Source organism: Fusicatenibacter faecihominis (genome assembly GCF_020686945.1).
GTDB classification, from domain to species: domain Bacteria; phylum Bacillota; class Clostridia; order Lachnospirales; family Lachnospiraceae; genus Limivivens; species Limivivens faecihominis.
Map to the genome: position 1 here is coordinate 1 of NZ_JAJEPR010000045.1, position 21,287 is coordinate 21,287.

General features: G+C 50.6%; 18 protein-coding genes and 1 riboswitch. Of the genes, 1 reads left to right on the forward strand and 17 read right to left on the reverse strand.

Annotation, left to right across the window (positions count from 1 at the left end; genetic code table 11):
• Nucleotides 1–276 precede the first annotated feature (276 nt).
• From LKD71_RS15950 to LKD71_RS16010, 13 genes are all read right to left on the reverse strand, one after another.
• Nucleotides 277–1,656, reverse strand: a complete 1,380-nt coding sequence (locus LKD71_RS15950) for a uracil-xanthine permease family protein (RefSeq protein WP_227616184.1) — start codon at nucleotides 1,654–1,656, stop codon at nucleotides 277–279.
• Nucleotides 1,657–2,273: 617 nt separating this feature from the next.
• Nucleotides 2,274–5,516: an ATP-binding protein gene (locus LKD71_RS15955; protein WP_227616185.1), complete on the reverse strand. Its 3,243-nt coding sequence runs from the start codon at nucleotides 5,514–5,516 to the stop codon at nucleotides 2,274–2,276.
• Nucleotides 5,509–6,174, reverse strand: coding sequence for a DUF4194 domain-containing protein (locus LKD71_RS15960; RefSeq protein WP_227616186.1), 666 nt, complete (start codon nucleotides 6,172–6,174; stop codon nucleotides 5,509–5,511). The genes LKD71_RS15955 and LKD71_RS15960 overlap by 8 nt, the downstream gene beginning before the upstream one ends.
• Entirely contained in the window at nucleotides 6,171–7,577 is a 1,407-nt protein-coding gene (locus tag LKD71_RS15965) for a Wadjet anti-phage system protein JetA family protein (RefSeq protein WP_178045138.1), read from the reverse strand. The genes LKD71_RS15960 and LKD71_RS15965 overlap by 4 nt, the downstream gene beginning before the upstream one ends.
• A 154-nt stretch (nucleotides 7,578–7,731) precedes the next feature.
• Nucleotides 7,732–8,163, reverse strand: a complete 432-nt coding sequence (locus tag LKD71_RS15970) for a hypothetical protein (protein ID WP_178045139.1) — start codon at nucleotides 8,161–8,163, stop codon at nucleotides 7,732–7,734.
• A 63-nt stretch (nucleotides 8,164–8,226) separates the two neighbouring features.
• A complete protein-coding gene (locus LKD71_RS15975) occupies nucleotides 8,227–8,769 on the reverse strand; it encodes a M48 family metallopeptidase (protein ID WP_227616187.1) in 543 nt (180 codons plus the stop codon).
• Nucleotides 8,770–8,783: 14 nt separating this feature from the next.
• Nucleotides 8,784–9,419, reverse strand: a complete 636-nt coding sequence (locus LKD71_RS15980; protein WP_227616188.1) for a peptidylprolyl isomerase — start codon at nucleotides 9,417–9,419, stop codon at nucleotides 8,784–8,786.
• A 15-nt stretch (nucleotides 9,420–9,434) separates the two neighbouring features.
• Nucleotides 9,435–10,472 (reverse strand): TIGR02679 domain-containing protein, encoded by a 1,038-nt coding sequence (locus tag LKD71_RS15985; RefSeq protein WP_255633133.1) that lies wholly within the window; start codon nucleotides 10,470–10,472, stop codon nucleotides 9,435–9,437.
• A gap of 122 nt (nucleotides 10,473–10,594) precedes the next feature.
• Nucleotides 10,595–10,786 (reverse strand): DUF6472 family protein, encoded by a 192-nt coding sequence (locus LKD71_RS15990; protein ID WP_178045143.1) that lies wholly within the window; start codon nucleotides 10,784–10,786, stop codon nucleotides 10,595–10,597.
• A 161-nt stretch (nucleotides 10,787–10,947) separates the two neighbouring features.
• Nucleotides 10,948–11,283: a hypothetical protein gene (locus LKD71_RS15995; protein ID WP_227616190.1), complete on the reverse strand. Its 336-nt coding sequence runs from the start codon at nucleotides 11,281–11,283 to the stop codon at nucleotides 10,948–10,950.
• Nucleotides 11,284–11,869: 586 nt separating this feature from the next.
• Nucleotides 11,870–13,042 carry an alanyl-tRNA editing protein gene (locus LKD71_RS16000; protein ID WP_227616191.1) on the reverse strand — a complete coding sequence of 391 codons (1,173 nt, stop codon included), beginning with the start codon at nucleotides 13,040–13,042 and terminating at the stop codon, nucleotides 11,870–11,872.
• Nucleotides 13,043–13,132: 90 nt separating this feature from the next.
• Complete coding sequence (locus tag LKD71_RS16005) at nucleotides 13,133–14,317, reverse strand: phosphoribosylaminoimidazolecarboxamide formyltransferase (protein ID WP_255633135.1); 1,185 nt, start codon at nucleotides 14,315–14,317, stop codon at nucleotides 13,133–13,135.
• Nucleotides 14,318–14,334: 17 nt separating this feature from the next.
• Nucleotides 14,335–15,048 carry an IMP cyclohydrolase gene (locus tag LKD71_RS16010; protein WP_227616192.1) on the reverse strand — a complete coding sequence of 238 codons (714 nt, stop codon included), beginning with the start codon at nucleotides 15,046–15,048 and terminating at the stop codon, nucleotides 14,335–14,337.
• A gap of 98 nt (nucleotides 15,049–15,146) precedes the next feature.
• Nucleotides 15,147–15,227: riboswitch (ZMP/ZTP riboswitch) on the reverse strand.
• Nucleotides 15,228–15,401: 174 nt separating this feature from the next.
• Between LKD71_RS16010 and LKD71_RS16015 the strand changes: the two genes are divergently transcribed.
• The gene (locus LKD71_RS16015; protein ID WP_227616193.1) at nucleotides 15,402–16,817 is read left to right on the forward strand and encodes a uracil-xanthine permease family protein; all 1,416 of its coding nucleotides are present in this window, start codon (nucleotides 15,402–15,404) and stop codon (nucleotides 16,815–16,817) included.
• Nucleotides 16,818–16,876: 59 nt separating this feature from the next.
• Here LKD71_RS16015 and LKD71_RS16020 read toward each other — a convergent pair whose 3' ends face one another.
• The 4 genes from LKD71_RS16020 to LKD71_RS16035 form a co-directional block, all read right to left on the reverse strand.
• Entirely contained in the window at nucleotides 16,877–17,656 is a 780-nt protein-coding gene (locus tag LKD71_RS16020; RefSeq protein ID WP_227616194.1) for a ZIP family metal transporter, read from the reverse strand.
• Nucleotides 17,657–17,817: 161 nt separating this feature from the next.
• Complete coding sequence (locus tag LKD71_RS16025; RefSeq protein WP_227616195.1) at nucleotides 17,818–19,617, reverse strand: family 43 glycosylhydrolase; 1,800 nt, start codon at nucleotides 19,615–19,617, stop codon at nucleotides 17,818–17,820.
• A gap of 12 nt (nucleotides 19,618–19,629) precedes the next feature.
• Nucleotides 19,630–20,985, reverse strand: a complete 1,356-nt coding sequence (locus tag LKD71_RS16030) for an alpha-L-fucosidase (RefSeq protein ID WP_227616196.1) — start codon at nucleotides 20,983–20,985, stop codon at nucleotides 19,630–19,632.
• Between the two features lie 27 nt (nucleotides 20,986–21,012).
• The coding region (locus LKD71_RS16035) for a transposase (protein ID WP_227616197.1) at nucleotides 21,013–21,287 on the reverse strand (275 nt) is incomplete at its 5' end.

Sequence of the window (21,287 nt, forward strand, 5' to 3'; positions counted from 1 at the left end):
TTGCGGGAGCTGCTTTGCAGCGGAGCAATTCGTAGGCATCAGTTGGGGGCAAAAGACCTTTTGACCCCAACATCATAGTATATAGTGACGCTTACATTATACAAAAAGTGCGCGATGATATGATAATTTACCACGTCTCAATATGAGACGCTAAATACCATATCATCGCGCACTAATAGTATGACGTAAGCCCCACTATTTTCTAGCGTGCCCTGGAAGGGGGGGCAGGGGGAAACCAGGACTGCAAGACTCTGATGGTTTCCCCCTGTAATATTTTTATTTCTTAACTTTAGGATTAATAGCAACCCCTCTGTTGATATCTCCTTCGAGATTCTCACCAAACTCATAATCATTACCCGGCAGAATCGCATTCAGCAGAATACCTGCGATAGCTGCAATAGCCAGTCCGGTAAGCGTTACCGAAGTTCCGAACACATTGAAGGTGAGTCCAGCGGAAAAGCCAAGTCCGCAGACAAGAATCACAGCCGCAATAACCAGGTTACGGGATTTCGTCAGATCTACGCGGTTCTCTACTACGTTACGAACACCAATTGCAGAAATCATTCCGTAAAGCATGAAGCTAACTCCTCCAATAATGGCAGAGGGCATGGAACCGATGATATCAGCCATTTTCGGGATGAAGCTTAAGATGACTGCGAAGACAGCTGCGATACGGATGACGCGCGGGTCATGGACACGGCTGAGCTCCAGAACGCCGGTGTTCTCGCCGTAAGTGGTGTTTGCCGGGCCGCCTACCAGAGCGGAAAAAGAGGTTGCAAGACCGTCGCCAATGAGGGTTCTATGAAGACCCGGATCTGCGAGGAAGTTCTCTCCTACCGTTGCGGAGATTGCAGACATATCACCGATGTGCTCCATCATGGTAGCAAGAGCGATCGGAGCCATTACCATGATGGCGGTAATGTCAAATTTGCAGAGCTGGAAAGGAGGAAGTCCTACCCAGGCTGCAGATGCGACTGCGGAGAAATCCAGGATGGCGCTGCCGTCCGGATTGGTCATTCCGAGGAGGTGCATCACCAGAGCTACTGCATAGGAGATCACAACGCCCATGAGGATCGGAATGATCTTGAACATGCCTTTTCCCCAGATGTTGAAAACGATGATTGTTCCAAGAGCAATCAGGGCAATGAGCCAGTTGGTGGACGCATTGGAGATTGCTGAGGGAGCCAGAGAAAGTCCGATGCAAATGATGATGGGGCCGGTTACAACAGGCGGCAGATAGTGCATAACGCGCTTTACGCCTACCAGTTTGATAACCAGTGCCAGAATCAGATACAGAAGACCGGCTACCACGATACCGCCGCAGGCATAAGGAAGTTTCTCGCCCATGGTCATATCAGCAAAGATGCCGGTATCCAGATTTGCCACGGTGGAAAATCCGCCGAGGAAAGCGAAGGATGAACCCAGGAAAGCAGGTACCTTCAGTTTGGAGCAGGCATGGAAAAACAGGGTTCCAAGGCCTGCACAGATCAGAGTTACCTGGATGGAAAGTCCCTCACCGTTGAAGTAGGTGTTGACCAGAATCGGTACCAGGATTGTTGCTCCGAACATCGCAAACATGTGCTGAAGTCCGAGAAGCAACATCCGCGGTATTCCCAGGGTACGGGCATCTTTGATCGTTGCATTTTTTTCGTTCATGATGTGCCTCCTCAAAATATTTTTTGCAACAGTTCAGAGCATATGCAACAAGAAAAAACAGACTATGCAAACTTGTTTGCAATAGGCTGTATTTTCTTGTTGTTATGGTCGGAACGGCGCTGCGTCCCAGTGGGACTCGTCTAGCGCGGACCGAAATGGAATGTAGATCCATAAGCCTCAGACAGAAGCTGCGTCAGCAGCGATAGCGCATGAAATGCGCGGGGTGCTGAGTCCCAGTGGGACTCGTTTAGCACCGACCGAAGCAGAGCGTAGACCTATGGCCTATTGACCTGAACGTCCTGAACTGCTACATAAGCTATCCTTACAAGAATACCTTTTTTGACACCATTCGTCAACGAAATTTTTATATTTTTTTAAGATTTAATGCTTACCCATAGCACAGCGCCACCCAGCGATTCCGCCCGTTTTTCCTGTGGAGGCAGAGCAGAAATTCTTGGCTCGCCAAAATCTGCGTTATGAACAAAAATCCATTGTCTGAGCGAAGCGAGTTCCGGGTTTTTGTGAATGCTCTTAGAAGATTTCGGCAAGCCTTAGAATTTCGCTCCGCCGCAACGGAAAGCCGGACGGAACGCCGGGCGGCGCATCCTCGAAACCATTTATTCCTTAACCAAACCCTCCACCGCGTTCGTATACCTTCCGGTACACACAAGGCTCACCGTGGACTGGATAAACGCACCGATGCTGCTGATTTTTTCAGGCGGGGCTGCGTAAAAAACCTGGAAATCATTTTCTTCAAAATATTTTACCATCTGCTCGATACGCTCTCTGGAAAGAGCCGAAAAGGCCTCGTCAATGAAAGCCAGGCGGGCGCAGCAGCTGTTCTTCGGGTAGCACTGGAGAAGACTGGCAGCAAGAATGATAAAGTAAGGCGTCTGTTTCTCGCCGTTGCTGGCGGAACCCTGCTTTTTCGAGAGGTTGGCCACGATCTCCTGGTCGCCCTGCCTGCTCACGATTTCCATATCATAGGAAAAATACCGGCGGTAATCCGTGTATTCCTGCTCGTCCTCCTCGGAAAGGATGATGTTCATAAATTCCTTGATATCATGCTCCATCTCCTCGTCATCCCGGCCGGAACTCATGTAGGCCTCAGCGGAGCTCATATAATTCTGAAGTTTTCGGCAGATCCGGAAGAAAATCACCCGGTCCGGCCGCTCCTTCATGACAAAGCGGTAGGTATCGCTTCCGAAAGGAATCTGCTTCAGCTCCTCATTGATGGCCTCCATCTCCCGCTTCGCATCCCGGATGGACTCGTCAATCTCGGCCACGAAATCGTTCATAAAGGCGCTCTCCAGTTTTTCCGCCTGCTCTTTCAGCTTCTGGCTGGCTTCCTCAATCTTCACATGGGCCAGATTCCGGTATTCCTCCCGGTAAAAAGCAATGTAACCCACGCCGCGCTGATTGATGTCAAGCTCGGAAAGGCGGCAGTATTCCAACTGGGCGCTTTCCAGATGTTTTTCACATTCTTTGACATCACTCCTGGAATTATCCACACTTCGCTGGGTAATTACCTTGAGGGCTCCGTCCTTCTTTTTACGAAGCTTCTCATACTCTTCCAGCATCGGCGTTTTAAGCTCCAGATGAAGCTCGCATTTTTCCTCATATTCCTGTTTTCGTAAGGCAATGGACTCGCGGATACCGATGAGCTGCTTGCTGTAGCTCTCGATAGAGTTACCGCATTTTCCCATTTTCAGGGAATTTTCCGTCACCGCCGTGTTGGCTTCCTTCGCCTGCTCCCGGGCAGACTCCTGCTCTTTTAAGACCGCGGTAAAATCAGGATTGTCCCGGATGGCCTGAAGATCAGCCTCCAGCTTCCGTTTGGTCTTTTTGCTCTTTTCCAGAGAGTCGGCGGCACTGAATTCGTAGTGGCCGGGATCCCAGTCGATGCTGACGATCTGACGGCGACAGTCCAGAATCCTGGCCAGGGCGTCCTTATCTTTCCGCTGCAGCGCTTCCTTTTCCCGGCGCTCCTCTTTCGTCTGCTCCAGCTGAAGGCGCACGGCATCCTCACCCAGGCAGAGCTCGGTTCCGGTGAGATCCATCGGCGAAACAGCGTAGCTTTTTGCCAGCATGCCGTCCCGGGTCAGACCGCCTTTCGGGTAATCGTGAAGCTCCTCCAGATCCTCGCAGAGATGGATGCCATTTAGAAGAGAATTGGCATATCTTCTGGCATAAACATTCGGAATCTTCAAAACCTCCGCAGCGGAGCCTCTTTTCACCTCGGTCTCAGGAAGCTTGTCCGTGAGTACCAGGTTGGCGGAATAGAGTTTTTTCTCCTTCAGAACTTTCATGGCCTTGCCGCAGTATTTCCCATCTATAATAAGGTAGAAACGCTTGCGTCCCAGAAAGGTCTCCACGGCTTTTCGCCACTCCGGATCCAATATTTCCTGGACGAGCTCCGCAAAAATGAAGACTTCCGTGTCGATGCCCTGATTTTTCAGCTCCTGGCAGATCAGCTTTCTGGCCCGCTCGATCTCCGGCGGGAAGACCAGACAGTTGGCTTCCAGTTTCTTGATCTTGTCCGTGAGCTCGGCCATCACTTTTTCCCGGGCCCGGATCTGGTCCTGGAGATGGATCTTGTTCTGCTCGTAAAAGGTGTCCTGCTGGTCCACCTTTTCCCCGTATTTCTTGAAAACGGAAATCTTTGCTTCCATGTCCATGCCGGTGCCGGAAAGCTGGCTCAAAGCCTTCTTTTCCTCCTCATCCACAGGCAAATCTTTTCGGAGAAGGATGCCAAGCTCTTTGATCTTTTCTTCCAGAGTCTCCAGTTCTTTGAGACGGCGCTCCCAGACACGGCTTTCCACACTGGCCGCGTCGATCTGGCGCTGCAGGGAATCCATGGTCTCCTTCATATCCTGAAAAACCGTGCTGTTTTCCGCGATACGGAGACGCTCCTGGGCGGCCTTCTGAGACTGTTCCAACTCGGACTGGCGTTTTTCCAGGTCTTTCAGCTGCTCCTCCAGCACGGTCCGCTGGCTCTCTACCTCTTTCTCTTCATTTTCCAGCATCTGAAGATCCTGATAGCAGAAAAGCATCTCCCGGATGTGAAGGGTGCGTTTCTTTTTCTCATAATCCTGGCTCCGCTTCTCGATGACCTCCAGCTGGGTCTTACCCTCGCTTAAACGCACATAGACGTCCTGCAGCCGATCAAACTGCTGCCGCTGCTCCCGAAGTTCGCTTAAGGACTCGATTTTTCCCGGTTCCAGCACACATTCCTGAATAAACTGGTCGATGTTGTTTTCCGGATGAAAAGCCATCATTTTCAGAAGCTTGCCGCGGTATTTGCTCACGCCGCAGCGAAGACCAAGGGTCCGGATCACCTGCTCCGTTCCCCGCTCTCTTCCGAGGAACGCATTACCTTTCAGCCGCTCGCCACGGACCGTCAGTTCATTTTTCGGCGTGATCCAGAGCGTATTCCCTTCCCGCCGAGTGAAATTGATCTGATCCATCGTGGTTCCCGGGAGAACAAACCAGCTGCTGGCGGGTTTTGCCGTCTCATTGGGAGACTCGATGCAGACGCCTACCACCAGAGGAGCGCCCGCCACCGGATCGTCAAACTCCATGGCAATATAGCTGATGACCTCGCCGGAACGAAGATAACGGGCAGCGCCGTTGCTCTTCGTGTCGCCCCGGACATAGCCCAGTACCGTACGGTCCCGGTCTTTTGCGGCCTTGTTAAACTGGGTATTTCCCGTGATCAGGTAGGTCACGGCATCCAGAATCGTGGATTTTCCGCTTCCGTTGATTCCTGTAAAAAGCGTGGAGCCTTCCAGTTTCACGGAAACGTTCTGAAACTTGGACCACTGCACCAGAAGAAGTCTGGTGGCTGATTTTCTATTCATCGGTGTCTGCATCCTGCTCCTCCTCATCCATCTCACTGTCTGTCTCGTTCCACCGCTCCTGCATGCGTTTTTCCGCCGTATTTACAAAATTCTGGAACTCGTCGGGATCCAGCGCAAACTGCATTGAGGGCAAAAGGCAGATTCGGCAGTCGTCGTCCCCGATCCGGCCCACCACCTGCAGAAGCTGGTATCTGGAAAAAAGCGACAGGATCGCCGTCATCGTGCTTTTGTCGATCTGGTCTTTCACCTTATATTTTTCCAGTTCAAAGCGAAGGTCAGCCATCGTGATTGTGATGTTTTTCGACAGGCTTCCTGCCCGGATCCGGTCGGCATACATGGCCCAGAGGCAGCAAAGCACAACGCTCTCCATTTTTTTCAGGGCCACATGGTTGATCTGGAGCCGGCCATTTTCTCCCATATCCCGGCAGTTCCGGAGCATGACTACGCCGTTTTCCCTGTCCGTCAGCACGTCAAAACCGATATAGCCTAAGTATACGGAAAAAGGCTCGGGATTTTTGGAGATAAAATAGTAGGCACGCTTGCTCTCCTCGTCCCGGTCGCGCACGATAAATGTCTGTTTCAAAAGTCTACGGCAGCTTTTCTGAAAAAGATCTTTCTCAGATGAGGTAAAACCCTCCCAGAATTCCTCTATGTTCATTCGTTTTTCTCCTCTTTTTCTATGGTAAATCGTCGGATCAGCATCTGCTGCATCTCCATGTAGCCGTCCTCTACCCGGATCTCAAAGCCGTTTTCCCTACCGTAGGCCACGGCGGAAAGGGCACTCAAGAGCTCGTTTTTGCTCTCCAGAGGCAGGTCGTCGCTGGAAACCTCGGTGCGGTTTCCCATGACGTGTTCCACATAGGATTTCATTTTTTCCTTGGAATAGGGGTTTTCCGCCTCCCGCTCGTGAGCCAGGCGGGCCCGCTCGATATCCTCCTCCGTCATCTCCTCCACTTCCACCTGGGAAGCTTTGGCAATGCGCTGATTCTTCCGGGGATAGCGGATGGATTCCAGATCCAGAAACTCGTTGCTCTCCAGATCGAAAAGCGGGTTCATCTCCTCGGGAAGCTCGTCTTTCCAACCCAGATCGTCCATTTCCTCCGTCAGAATACGGATCGTCTGCTCCACATTTCCGCGGATGTCGCGGCTCCGGTTCCGGATAAAACGGGCCCTTCCGATGGCCAGCTGAAGGTAAACCGTGATCTTGTGCTTGATATCCCGCATGATCTCATCGTATTCTTCGGTGAAGAACTGGCGGATCGTGTGGAGCATATCCTGCACCACGCCCTTACTCTCTTCCAGGCTTCGATTTTCCTCCAGGCGGCAGCCTTTTGCCAGAAGCTCCAGAAGGGCCGCATCGTTCTGGATCTCTTCCAGCCGCAGCCGGATGTAGGAACGATAAATATGTATGTTCTGCTGCTTGGTAAGACGCGCGTATTCCTTAATAAAATCGCCCTCGCAGTATTCCAGAATGTTCTCCGTCAGGCTCTCCATGGTCTCTTCCTGGACCATCCGCTCGATGATCTTTTTGATAAACGTAGCCAGGCGTTTCAGCGCCTTGGAGAGGAGCTTGGCGTTCCGGTAAACGGCCCGAAGCCCGTTGATATAGGGATCATTTTCCCACTGATCCGGGTCTTTTAAGATGTTGTAAACGTTGAAAATATAGCTGGAAAATTCTTCCCGCTCCGGTTTCATCAGCTGCTGGAGAAACTCTGCGAGAACTACGCCCTGCTCTGTCATCATGATGTGTTTTTCATAGGTGGCATCGTCGATGTCCTCCTCCAGCCACCCCACTTCCCGGGAGCAGAAACGGCGGATTACCGCGTTGGCCATCTCGTTGTAGTTCGTATTTTCCTCCGGTTCGTCCTCCAGCTTTTCCACCTGATGCTCCATCAGATAGACGGCAAGAGCGTCCCGTACCTGGCTTCTCGGGATCCGGTAGGTAATCTCCCGGTCGTACTCGTGATAAATGAGAAGCAGGCAGTCCGCATAGACCCGGTTCGTGCTTCCGCTGGCCAGGCAGTTGAAAAAGCTGCCGGGGAGCGTGTCAAATAGATTCATATAGTGAAAACTCCTTATGTCAAACTTACAATATCCCCCCGTTTCCATACGAAAAGGAGGGATAAAACAAACGTTTCTTATCTTGTGCAAGTATACCATAATTGACAGCTTTCCTTCAAGAAAAAAATCCCCGCCGGTCCGGCGGGGTGCGGTATCAGAGATACTGTTTCATGGTCTCTGCGTGGTGTTCTTCCTGTTTCAGCTGTTTTTCGGCAAAGCTTAAGACTGCTTTGTCTTCTCCGTGATAGTCGTTGATACCTTTGGTCAGCTCCGTGATGCCCATGTTGCTTCCCTGGAAGACCATCTCCGCCAGTTTGGAGGTGGAGGGATCTGCCAGATTTTTCGCCCGGGTCATGACGGTACTCATCATTTTGGCCACAGGTCCGGCTTCTTTTCCCCGGGGGATGTGGCGCTCTTCCAGAAGGGCTTCGCTTTTCTGGAGGGCCGCCTCGTAATCGCTTTTCTGATGCTGGAGCTCTCTGGTAAAGGACGGGTCGGAGGAGAGGGGGATCACCTGATTCAGCCCGCTTAAGCCCATATCCGCGTACTCATGGATCGTGTTTAAAAGGTCAACTTCCGTAGTCACTGTACATTCCTTCTTTCCTGCAGATTTTTCAGGATTAGGATATCCGGAAAGCGGACTTTTTATTCATTTTTGATTCAAAAGCAGCTTTCTCTCCCGCCAGTCCGGCAGGAATTTGTCCATCAGGCCATGAAACCTGGCATTGTGGCTGGGCTCCAGAAGATGGCAGAGCTCATGGACCAGAACGTATTCCAGGCAGGCTTCTGGTTTTCGGGCCAGGCTTAAATTCAGCCGGATTTTGCCGGTCTGCACCGTACAGCTTCCCCAGCGGGTCTTCATCTCGCGAAGCTGCCAACCGGTACAGTGGACACCCATGAGCGGCTCCCAGTACGCGGCCAGACGAAGGATTTCTTTTTGCAGTTTTTCGACCTCTTCCTTTGTATAAGGAAGGGCGGCTTCTCCCGGCGTTTCCGCGCTCTTCTGCCGGCTCCGGACTTTTTCTCTGGCAGTTCGGATCCAGTTTTCTTTGCTTCGGATGAATTTGATCGCATCCGCCTCCCGCATCCGCCAGGGGATTGTCGCCAGGACACGGCCTTCCGGCGGCTGCACATAGAGGTTTAAGTTTTTTACTTTCCGACGCTCCATCGTAACGGGAATATCGCCGAGCATAAACTCTTTTCTCATCAGTCGATGACTTTGATACTCTCAATGACGGGCTGATCGGAAGCACTGACGGTTCCGTTGCTGTCCTGCACCGGCGTATCCTTACAGATCTGATCCACGATATCCATACCCTCGGTCACAGTTCCGAAACCGGCGTACTGGCCGTCCAGGTAGGTACTGTCGCTCTGCACAATGAAAAACTGGGAGCTGGCGCTGTCCATATCCTGGGAACGGGCCATGGAGATCGTTCCTCTCACATGGGAAATGTTATTTTCCACACCGTTGCCGGAAAATTCGCCCTTGATGGTCTCATCTGAACCGCCGGTTCCGTTTCCTTTTGGATCGCCACCCTGAATCATGAAACCGTCGATGATCCGGTGGAAGGTCAGACCGTCATAGAAGCCGTTCTGAGCAAGTTTCAGAAAATTTGCCACAGTGATCGGAGCGGTATCGCCGTCCAGCTCCACCTTGATGGTACCGTAATTTTTTACCTGGATCTCCACATGATGCTTGCCTGCTGCGTCAATGGTTTCCGTGGTGCTCTCTGTGCTCTTCTTGCCGCGTACAGAAAAAACAATGATAATTGCCGCCACAATGACGACAAGCACGATCAGAATCGCCGCCAGGATTCCTGTGGTCTTTTTGTTTTTCTTCATGAAATTAAGTCTCCTTTACTTCTGAATATCTTTCGCCAGCTCTTCCAGCAGATTTTCCTGATAGCCGGCTTTCTTTTCTCTTCTGATGTATTCTGCCGTTTCTCTTAAAACCGGATGCTTAAGCTGTTCCAGCTTTGCAAGCCCGAATCTGCCTACTGCCTCCCCAGACAGACTTTTTTCATAGTCTTCCGGTCCCATCCGCCAGATATGGACGGAAGCCTGAAATTTCTGCCAGAGTCTGTCCGCAATCCCAAGTCCATCGGGATCTGTATCTCCGCTATAATAAACAGAAGCTCCGCTTTTCACCAGAAAATCAAGTAGCTTCACTGCAGCGCTCCGAAGCTGTCCGGAGGTACAGAGAATCGTACAGGCTTTCTTTTTCTCACTGCTGGTAAGATAGGAAAAGACCATTTCATTTTCTACCACATACACCTGATTGTCAATGGCTTTTGCCTCTGTGATATCTTTCAGATTTTCCATTGTGACAACACAGGGCTCCCCGTTTTCATAAAAAGCCTCATAAGCCGGATGCCAGCTTTCCCCTTTTTTCAATCTGAGTCCACAGACATGAACCTGGGAAGAAATATTGTCCGGTACAATTCCCACATCCTCCAGAAGCTCCCGCCACTCATGGGTATTTTCCGGCAGTCCCCGTTTCTCCCTGAAACAGATGGCATGCACAAGAAGAAGTCCCGCTGCTGTTCCCCGGTCAAAGTAGTGCGGATTATCAGAAAGCTCCGCTGCAAACACAGCCAAAGGAAGCTCTTCCCCTGAAGTTTCCATCTCTTCCAGTTTTATGAGTGCCCTTCCTGTATGGCGAAAGATTTCTTCTGCCTGCAGCGCGTCTTTCCCATATTCCCGCATAAGAAGGGAATAGCCATATTTTTTACTGGAAAGCAGCTCTTCTATCCACTGAAATGCAAGAGAGTCAGCACCGGCTTTTTCACGGAAATAGAACTGATTTGTTTTTAAAAATTTCTCCCTCCGGAACTGATCTTCTTCCTGAAGTTCCCTGTTTGTTTTAAGGCTTTTTCCGGCATAGGCTTCCAGCATTTTTTCCATATTCCCGGTAGAAACAGCGCATGATTTTGCGGTAGACCTGTGCGTTTGGCACGGACAGATAGGAGGTTTCATTGATTGGTTCCAGATATTCCATTTTCTTTTTCCTTTCCGCGTCAGAGTTGCTTTCTCACCACCCGGTACTCGTCGCCGTTCCGGTAATAGGGGCAGTCGTAATAGGCGTCTGAAAGGAAGCGCACCAGCTCGTCCTCGTCCAGATCCATCTCACAGGTGTAACATTCGTAATCTTCGTCGTAGGCATAGTAGGCGCAGCTTTCACAGCTTCCAGTGGTTTTCTTTTTCTGCATGTTCGTTTCTCCTTCTATTTAAAACATATTTTTGCAATCTTTTTCTTGACATTTTTCTTTCTCTCTGATACAGTATAGGAAAGCATTTTTCACATCTTTCATTCTAGCATAGCCCTCTTTATCGGGCAACGTCTCTTTTTTCTTTCTGGAGGTTTTTCATGTCAGAATTTTTTCCCTGTTGGATCCTGAAACCTGATCTTTTTTTCTCTTTTTTTAAAAAATATCCCGCCGCACGAAAGCTTCTCGCCGCCGCACTGACTGGTTTTCCGCCTAAAAGGCTGGTATCTGTTCTCTGGTATCCCGGCAGCCTGTATGAAGGTGGCTTTTGTCTCCAGGTACGACCGGACAACCGGGCCTCTTTCATTCTTGAGCTTGTTCCTGTCTTTTCCGGTCAGCTTCCCTTTGCCGTCTCTGAAAGTCCGCCCGAAAATGCCTCTTTTACAGTTCCACGCGGAAATTTCCTTCAAGTCTTTCTCACTTTTCAGGAAGCCAATCAACAAAATCCTTTTTTCTATGGAAATTTCGACGCCTCCTCTCTGCCCTTTTCCCGCCGTGTCCTCAATCTTTCTGCCCTCCAGCCCTCTCTTTCTGCCTTTCCGGATCTCTATGCCTTTTCCCGTTTCCTTCTGGTCCGCCATTCCTCCGAACTGCCTTCCCTCGCCCGGCGTTTTCCCGCCCTCTCTTCTGTCTCGCCGATCTTGGAAGAAGTTCTCCGGGAACAGGAGCTACGAACCTTATTTGCAGAAACACCTCATTTTTCCCCGGAAGCTTCCTGCGGAATCTCTGCCATGTGTTCCGTCAACCGGCTGCTGCTCCGCGAAAAACGCTTCGATGAACTCCAGAAGGTCTCCGATGATCCGGAAGCTCTGCGAAATTTATTCCGGGAGTTTCGGGCAAAGGGATTTTTCGCATACAAAAAGGACCCGTGCCGCTTACACAGGTCCCAAGAAAAGAGAGAAAAGTATATATGAAAAAGCATCACTGCTTTGTTGAAACCTATTATAGATTCCAATTGTGATGAGTCTGTGTCGGAAAGGGGAACTTTTTTCGAAAAAGTCCTAAGAAATTCTAAACTTTTTCCTGTTATTCCAGAAAATACGCCTTGATTTCCTCTCCGTCGGCCATCAGCGTTCCCTGCACCATGGAGGGCTGACCGCCGCCTTTTCCATTGAATTTCTCGTTGAGGGCTTTTCCCAGCTCCCGGACATCCGTCTGGTTGCTGATGAGAACATACTGGCACAGACCTTCACGGATCGGAAGCAGGCCCAGCACAAGCTCCGCCTTCACGGCTGCCTTATTGCACATCTCCCGAAGCTCATCACTCTGGAAATTTGGCTCCAGGAAGCAGATCTTCCTGGTTCCTTCCGGAATCGCAGCGGCCTTTTCCTCCCCGATCTGCCGCTGGAAAGCGATGAGTTTGGATTTCAGAGCCGCATTGGCATCCAGAAGCTTCCGGACTCCGTTGTCCACCTGATCCGGCTTCACAGAAAGAAGATGGGTTGCCTCCTGGATCATGGCATGCTTCTTCTCATAATCTTCGATCGCGTCTCTTCCGGCCAGCATGGAGATCCGGACACCACCCTTATAATTCTGGATTCCCAAGAGCTTTACCAGACGGATCTCTCCGGTATATTCCACATGGGTTCCGCAGCAGGCGCAGGTATCGTAAGAGCCGATCCGTACGATCCGCACCTGACCGGCGATCTCTTTTTTGCTGCGATAATCGATCTTCTCCAGCTCTTCCCGGCTGGGATAGAGAATCTCGATCTCGACATTTTTTTCGATGACTTCATTAACCTGACGTTCAAATTCCGGCAGCTCCTCCGGGACGATGACGCCGTCGAGATCCAGCGTCACTGCGTCGCTTCCCATATGGAAGCCTACATTATTATAACCATATTTCGCGTGGATCAGTCCGGAAAGGATATGCTCTCCACTGTGGTTCTGCATGTTTCTCAGACGTTTGTCCCAGTTCAGGCGACCTAAAACTTCCGTTCCTTCGGGAATCGCCTTGTCCGTCACATGATAGATCGCACCGGCTTTTTCTCTGGTATCCAGAACCCTCACCGGCTCGCCATTTTCATTCAAACCCGGAAAAAGTTCTCCCTGATCGCCGGGCTGGCCGCCGCCCTCGGGGAAAAAAGCCGTGGCATCCAGTTCGATGCGGTATTTTCCTTTCTCTTCCGTACAGGAAAGTACTTTCGCTTCAAAACGCTGTGTTTTTACATTTTCTTCAAACAGTCTTCGTGTAGTCATAGTTTTGTTTCCTTTCTGATATAACTCAAAAGCCCCCACTCCTTTTGGGTAAGAAGCAGGGGATGAAAAAATCTTATTGTTTTTTCGGAATCAATGATGGAACAGGCGGATGCCGGTGAAGGCCATTACCATGTTATATTTATCACAGGTTGCGATGACATCCTCATCACGGACGGAACCGCCCGGCTCTGCGATATACTGAACGCCGCTCTTGTGAGCGCGCTCAATGTTGTCGCTGAAGGGGAAGAAGGCATCGGAACCAAGGGTAACGCCGGTCAGCTGATCCAGCCATGCGCGTTTTTCTTCTCTCGTAAAAATGGAAGGCTTCTCTGTGAAAATCTTCTCCCAGGCGCCGTCCGCGCAGACATCCATATATTCCTCACCGATGTAAACATCGATGGCGTTGTCTCTCTCTGCCCGCTTGATATCCTCGCGGAAGGGCAGGTTCAGAACCTTCGGGCTCTGACGAAGGAACCAGTTGTCTGCTTTCTGGCCTGCCAGACGGGTACAGTGTACACGGGACTGCTGGCCTGCGCCCACGCCGATGGCCTGTCCGTCTTTTACGAAGCAGACGGAGTTGGACTGGGTGTATTTGAGGATGATCAGAGAGATCTTCATATCTCTTTTTGCTTCCTCGGTAAGCTCTTTATTCTTAGTCACGATGTTGGAGATCAGCGCATCGTCGATGGGCAACTCCTGACGGCCCTGTTCAAAGGTTACGCCGTACACCTGCTTGTGCTCGATAGGAGCCGGTACATAAGCCGGATCGATCTGAATCACGTTGTAGTTTCCTTTTTTCTTCTGATGAAGGATCTCCAGAGCCTCCTCGGTATAGCCCGGAGCGATGACCCCGTCGGAAACCTCTCTTTTGATCAGAAGAGCGGTATCTTTATCGCAGGTATCGGAAAGGGCGATGAAATCTCCGAAGGAAGACATACGGTCTGCGCCTCTGGCTCTCGCATAGGCACAGGCCAGCGGGGAGAAGTTTTTCCAGTCCATATCGTCTACCCAGTAGATCTTTGCCTGGGTCTCGGTAAGAGGAAGACCAACAGCAGCACCTGCGGGAGATACATGCTTAAAGGAGGTAGCTGCCGGAAGGCCGGTCTCTTTTTTCAGACCGCTTACCAGCTGCCAGCCGTTGAAAGCATCCAGGAAATTGATATAACCCGGTTTGCCGGAAAGCACCTGGATCGGAAGCTCACTTCCGTCTTCCATATAAATGCGGGACGGTTTCTGGTTGGGGTTGCATCCATATTTTAAAGCAAGTTCTTTCATGATCTGCTCTTCCTTTCTTATTTGTTCTTGTTGACGATTCTGGTCTCGTAGTTTCCTGTAGCGATGTCGATATAACGGACAAAGAGGGAAACTTTGTTTTCTTCGTTGAGGCTGTTCCACACCAGCTCTGTGAAAGCATCAATATCTCCGGAAATAGCTACCGGCTTGGGCTCGCCCTCGAAACTCGGAAGCGGGTTGCCGTCGCATTTGTAGGTATGGATGAAACGGCCCTCGCCAGCCTTCGGCTTATCATAGGAGAAGGTGAAGCGCTGACAGCAGTCCGGATCGCCGTTGTTGCTCTTTAAGATGGACATGGCAAAATCATATCTGCCATTCTCGATATGCATCACACCGGAAATACGCGGGGTGTAGTTCGGTGCGTCCGGCTCAAATTCCCGGCATCTTAAACTCTGCTCAAAGGTCAGCTCCTGATCCATTCCCTCATAGATCGTGTCAGTCTGATCGCCGTTTGTCACAATCGTACGGTTTCCAAGTACACGGACGGGAGCATAGATGATGAGGCTCGGATCAGTAAGTTTTGATGGGTCAAATGCCTGGGTACGGATTCCCTGTCCTTCTTCCACAAATACGCGGTTTCTGCTGTTCTCACTTCTTCCCATGATAAAGTAGGCGGTCACCGCTTTGGTTCCATCCTGGCTGCGTCCGATCACGATTCCTCTTCCAGGATAAGAATTTTCCTTCAGCTCCTTTTCCAAAGATAATAATTCCATGGTTTCGTCTCCTTTTTTTTACATTTTCCGCAAAACTTTTTATATGTCAGGTAATTCCGCAGGAATTTCCTGACATATAAAAAACCGACACTCCGGGTTCTTCATGCCCAGACGGTCGGCTCATCTCATCCTTATACTCCCTGTGGTCAATTCCACTTCCGTCAGTCGTATAATTGTCTTTACCTTAACATCCTTTTCCGGCAAAGTCAAGTCTCTTGCGACAGAAAAAATTTTTTCTCTGCATCTATTGACATATTTTTTCAATGGTCGCTATAATGGTGCCAAGAATTACTGATACTGCATCATAGCGAAGCAATCCAGTTCTATTTACTATCCAGGAAGGAGAAAAAGAAATGAAACAGTCTCAATCTCAAACTGGCTCTCCCTATGAATTTTATGGGAAGATCCCTCTCCGGCAGGCCATTCCTTTAGGTCTGCAGCATGTCCTTGCCATGTTCGTCGGCAACCTGACCCCCATTCTGATCATCTGCGGCGCCTGCGGCATCTCTGCTACCTCCGGTGATGCGGAGCTGGCAGCTCTCCAGGTCACTCTGCTTCAGAATGCCATGCTGATCGCCGGTATCGTCACGCTGGTACAGCTTTTTGCCATTGGTCCGGTGGGCGGTAAAGTTCCCATCATCATGGGTACCAGCTCCGGTTTCATCGGCGTCTTTCAGAGTGTTGCCAAAGTTATGGGCGGCGGCATCCTCACCTACGGCGCCATCATGGGGGCTTCCCTGATCGGCGGTATTTTTGAAGGCTTCTTAGGCTTCTGTCTGAAACCTCTCCGTAAATTTTTCCCGCCCATTGTCACCGGAACGGTTGTACTCTCCATCGGTCTTTCCCTGATCTCCGTTGGTATCCAGTCCTTCGGCGGCGGAAGCTCCGCTTCGGATTACGGCTCCATGGAAAACCTGATTCTTGGCCTTATCGTTCTCGTCACGATCATCGTCCTGAAGCATTTCTGCAAGGGAATCTGGAGCACCTCCGCAATCCTTTTTGCCATCATCATCGGTTATATCGTTTCCGAAGTCATGGGAATCTTCCTTCCCACCACCGACATCACCGCCGAGGGCGTGGAATTTACCAAAGCCTGGGTGCTGAACTGGTCCAAAGTAGCCGACGCTTCCTGGTTCGCCGTTCCAAAACTCATGCCGGTAAAACTGGTCTTCGATGCCCGGGCAATCCTGCCGATCCTGATCATGTTCGTTGTGACAGCAGTCGAGACCGTCGGCGATATCTCCGGCGTTATGGAGGGCGGTATGGGCAGAGAAGCTACGGATAAAGAGCTCTCCGGCGGCGTGGCCTGCGACGGCTTCGGTTCTTCCCTGGCTGCTCTGTTCGGCGTTCTCCCGAACACTTCCTTCAGCCAGAACGTTGGCCTTGTCACCATGACAAAGATCGTCAACCGCACGGCTCTGGGCTTCGGAGCAATCTTCCTGATTTTCTGCGGCCTCTTCCCGAAGCTGGCGGCCCTGATCTCCATCATGCCCCAGAGTGTTCTTGGCGGTGCGGCCGTCATGATGTTCTCCTCCATCATCATCAGCGGAATCCAGCTGATCACGAAGGAGCCCATGAATTCCCGCTCTATCACAATCGTCTCTGTAGCACTTGGTCTCGGCTATGGCCTGGGGGCAAACAGTGCCGTGATCTCCGGCCTGCCCCAGCCCGTACAGCTGATCTTCGGCGGTTCCGGCATTGTACCTGCAGCCCTGGTAGCCATCGTGCTCAATATTGTTCTTCCCAGAGAAAAAGCGGAGCAGAAATAAAATTGTTTAAAAAAAAGCGTATCACACCGGCATTTGAAAACCGGGGATACGCTTTTTTCTTATCCCAGCGCCACATCCAGTACCATCATGAGAGCAAAGCCCACGGCAAAACCAATGGTTCCGATGTTGCTGTGTTCGCCCTCACTGGCCTCGGGGATCAGTTCTTCGACTACCACATAGAGCATGGCTCCGGCAGCAAAGGAAAGAAACCAGGGCAGGACCGGCGTGAGAAGGTCTGAAAGCAGGATCGTAAGGAAAGCTGCAATGGGCTCCACCACACCGGAAAGCATTCCTCCTAGAAAGGCTTTTCCTCTACTCATATCATTCTCCGCTTTCAGCGGAAGGGAAATGATGGCTCCTTCCGGGAAGTTCTGAATGGCAATACCAATAGCGAGGGCAAAAGCCGCAGCCGTGGTAATATGCGCATTTTCTGCCAGCATGCCGGCAAAAACCACACCAACCGCCATACCTTCCGGAATGTTATGAAGAGTGACTGCCAGTACCAGCATGGTACTTTTTTTTAGCGAACAGCTGGGGCCTTCCGCCTTCTCTGCTCCCATGTGAAGATGCGGGATCACCCGATCCATAAGAAGCAGAAAAGCCATGCCGGCCAACAGCCCTCCGCAGGCCGGGACAAAAGCCAGTCTTCCCATGGAAGCAGACAGATCCATAGATGGGATCAGAAGCGACCAGACAGAAGCTGCCACCATCACTCCGGAGGCAAAGCCCAGAAGCGCTTTCTGCACATTTGCCCCCAGCTCTTTTTTCAGAAAAAACACGCAGGCCGCACCGAGGGTGGTGCCTAAAAAAGGAATCATAAGTCCTAAAAATACTGTCATAAAACAATCTCCTCTTCATCTGCCGTTTTTAGAGCGGCAGATTCTGTTATATTCAGTAAATGCAGTTTCAGGTAAAACAGTTCCAACAGCTTTACTTTATCACAGGGGAAGTGATTTTTCCATTGAAGATGTGCTTCTTGACAGATTCTATCTATAAGCTCTTAATCCCACATCTTTACTTTCTCCATCAGACCGTTTTCATCAAAGGTAAGATCCGCAATACAGGTCTCCCTGTGAAAGCCCTTTCCCTCGGGATAGCGCTCTGTCGGCGTTCCGAAACGGTGGTAGGCGATCTTCCAGCAGTCGCTTCCCGGCAGCTGCACGATGGAATGATGCCCTGTCCCGTAAATATCCCTCTCCGGCTCTTTCATAAGAATCGCATATTGATATTCCACCGGCCCGTACAGCTCTCTGGAAGTTCCGTAATTGATATGATAATCCTCGCTTCCCGTGTCGTCACAGGACCAGGTGAAATGATAAAGACCACCGCGTTTTTTCACGCTGACCGCTTCCCGGAAATCAAAAAGTCCTTCGAGATTCTGTATGGTTCCCGGAATCAGACCATCCATATTCTCGTTGAGTTTTCCGATCGCCGGATGACCATTTCCGAAGAGAAGGTAGAACTCCTCTCCCTCCTGATAAATCGAGGGATCGATGGTCTGACCGCCATAGCCCATCTTAAGTCCCCATTCTCTCGCCAGAGGCATCGTGATAAAGGGCTTTTCACAGGCTGTAAAAGGCCCCTCCGGGTGCTTCGCCCAGGCCATTCCGATACAGGATTCCCCGTTCTGGTCTTTAGCACAGAAATAGAAATACCAGGTATCTCCTTTTCTGGCAATACAGGGAGCCCAGGCATAACCGGTGGCCCAGGAAACCTGCTCCGTCGCCACATCCAGAAGCAGCGGCCCTTTCTTGAAATGGATGCCATCCTCTGAGGAAAAGACATAAAACCGGCTTCCGCTCCAGTTGTCATAGCCGTCACTCGTGGGATAAATGTAATACTTCCCGTCAAAAACGGCGATATCCGGATCTGCAAAAAGGCCCGGAAGAATCGGATTGATCCGGTCAAAGTTTTTTTCCAGCCGCTCATATTCCTCATCTGTGATGGGAAGGATTCCGCCATGACGCTTCTTGGTACTTCCCATATCGTAGGCGCTCTCCGTCAGAATCTCAAACTTTCCTCCGGCAAGATCGGCAGATACCAGCGGAAGATAGCCGCCGTCCGTCATAAACCGGTCTGCAATGAGGCAGTATCTGCCATCCGGCAGCCGGTAAATCTCCGGCCCTTCCACGCCGGAAAGCTTTGTCAGAGTCTCGCTTTTGATCTCCTCATAAGGCCCTTTCGGGTCAGACGCCCACTCCATGCAGACTCTTTTTGTCACATCGTTCATCGTAAAGCGATACCAACGGCCTTCCGCCTGAATCATCGTCGTGTCGATGACATCCTTTTCCCGCTCCATAAATTTTTCCGGCGCAGTAAAGTCTACAAAATCCTTTGTCCAGGCGCAGTCGATCTGGAACTTCCCGCCTTTTCCGTCCGGCGTATTGATGTGTGAGGCCCAGAAAACCAGAAAAGCCTCTTTTTCCGGCACATACACCGCTTCCGGCGCCCAGACGCTGCCCGCATTCTCTCTTCCGACGGTCACGGCCCTGGCCTCGGACCAGTGAACCAGATCTTCCGATTCCCAGACAATCATATCCCGGCTTCCGCGGAAAATGGCAGTTTCCCAGCTTTTTCCCTCTTCGATCCGAAGATCCGTGGCAAAAAGGTAAATCTTTCCATTTTTTTCATCCCGGACACAGAACGGATCCCGGGCTCCTTTTTCCCCGATATCCGAATACAGCACCGGCCGATGGCCGTTCAGATCCTTCCAGTGAAGGCCGTCCCGGCTGATGGAAAAATAAATCTGCTCCCCATACTGCTGCTCGCCCGTGAAATGTACAAACAAATATCCTGCCATACTTATTTACTCCTATTTTTCTGTATAATAAAGGCCAATCTCTGTGAGATAAACGGTCCCGCGGCTCTCCAGAATCCGCACCCGTACCCGCTCTGTCTGAACCGGCTCGATCCTTCCAAAACGCTGATAGCCGATGGTGGTCACCTGATAAACCTCCTTCCACTGATCCTCTCTCCAGATATCCACAGCAAATTTTTCCACTCGCTGCCCCTTTTCAATCGTTTCTTTCAAAACAATAAAGTCAATCGTGTGTTCACCCTGAAGCTGTATCTCTATCTCCTGGCATTCCCCTGCAAGTTCCACAAAGTGTGTTCTGTCTGCATCCAGTATAGCCTCTGCATTACTTCCATTCTTCTGAAAGGCTTTTGCCCCGGTTGTCTGTGGTCTGGAAAACAAACCACGAATCGCTTTGCCAAGCTCCGCAAGCCGTTCTACATCTTCCAGATCAAAAAGTCCCTCTTTATTTGGTGGTACATTCAGAAGAAGCGTTGCATTGCCGCCCACTGCTTTTTCATACATATAGAGAAGCGTTTCCAAAGAATACAGCTGTTTTTCTTCTCCCTCTACATACCCCCAACTCGGTCGTATGGAAACATCCACTTCTGCCGGATACCAAATAAGTTCATCGTAATCCTTGATAAAATCCCGGCTTCCGATATCTTTCCATGTAGAGTTCGGCATGGTATCCAGTTGTCTCCAGTAGCCCGGATTCCTCTCTGTAACCATGATGCTCTTCGGTACTACGCTCCACTCTTCTTCACGACTTTCTCCCGCCTCGTTTCCAATCCAGCGTACGTCTGGTCCGCATATGCTGATGCAGGCATTCGGTTGAAGTTTACGGATCAACGAATAGTAACGATCCCAGTCGTATCCCTGTACCTTATCTGCCGTACGGCAGGCACCGTCAAACCACACACAGAAAAGTTCTCCATAGTTGCTGCAGAGTTCCGTCAGCTGGTTGCAGAAATAATCATTATATGCCGGTGTTCCGTATGTCTCTTCATGAACATCCCAGGGAGAAAGATAAACACCAAATTTCAGACCTTCTTCCCTGCAGGCCTCAGAAACTTCTTTTACAATATCACCTTTTCCATCCTTCCAGGGGCTGTTTTTAACGGAAAATTCCGTGTATTTGCTGGGCCACAGGCAGAAACCCTCATGGTGCTTGCAGGTCAGTAGAAGCCCAGTCATGCCGGCTGCCTTGTAGGCCTTCACCCACTGGCGGGCGTCAAAATTCACCGGAGTGACATGCTCCCACCACTTAAATCTTACGATTTTGAAGTGGGGGCTTCCTGCTCGATTGCCTTTTAAGGCAAAGCTAAAACAGGCTATCCCCGCGTGTCCCGCGGTTTTGTTTTTTATCTTCATCCGGTTACGGATTTTTTTCTTGTGCCGTCAGGCACATTCTTTATAGATCCTTTTTCCTTCTTCTCGGATGTTGACTGCTGCATTCACATCCCGATCCATCTTGTTTCCACATTCACAGACATATATTCTATCCGACAATGCCAGTTCCTTTTTCTTATGTCCACATACACTGCAAATCTTGCTCGATGCAAAATAACGGTCTACCTTTATAAGATGTTTCCCGCGCTCTTCCAGTTTGTATCCCAGCATGGACAGAAACTGCCCATACCCATTATCCTGCACGCCTTTCCCAAGATGCAGCC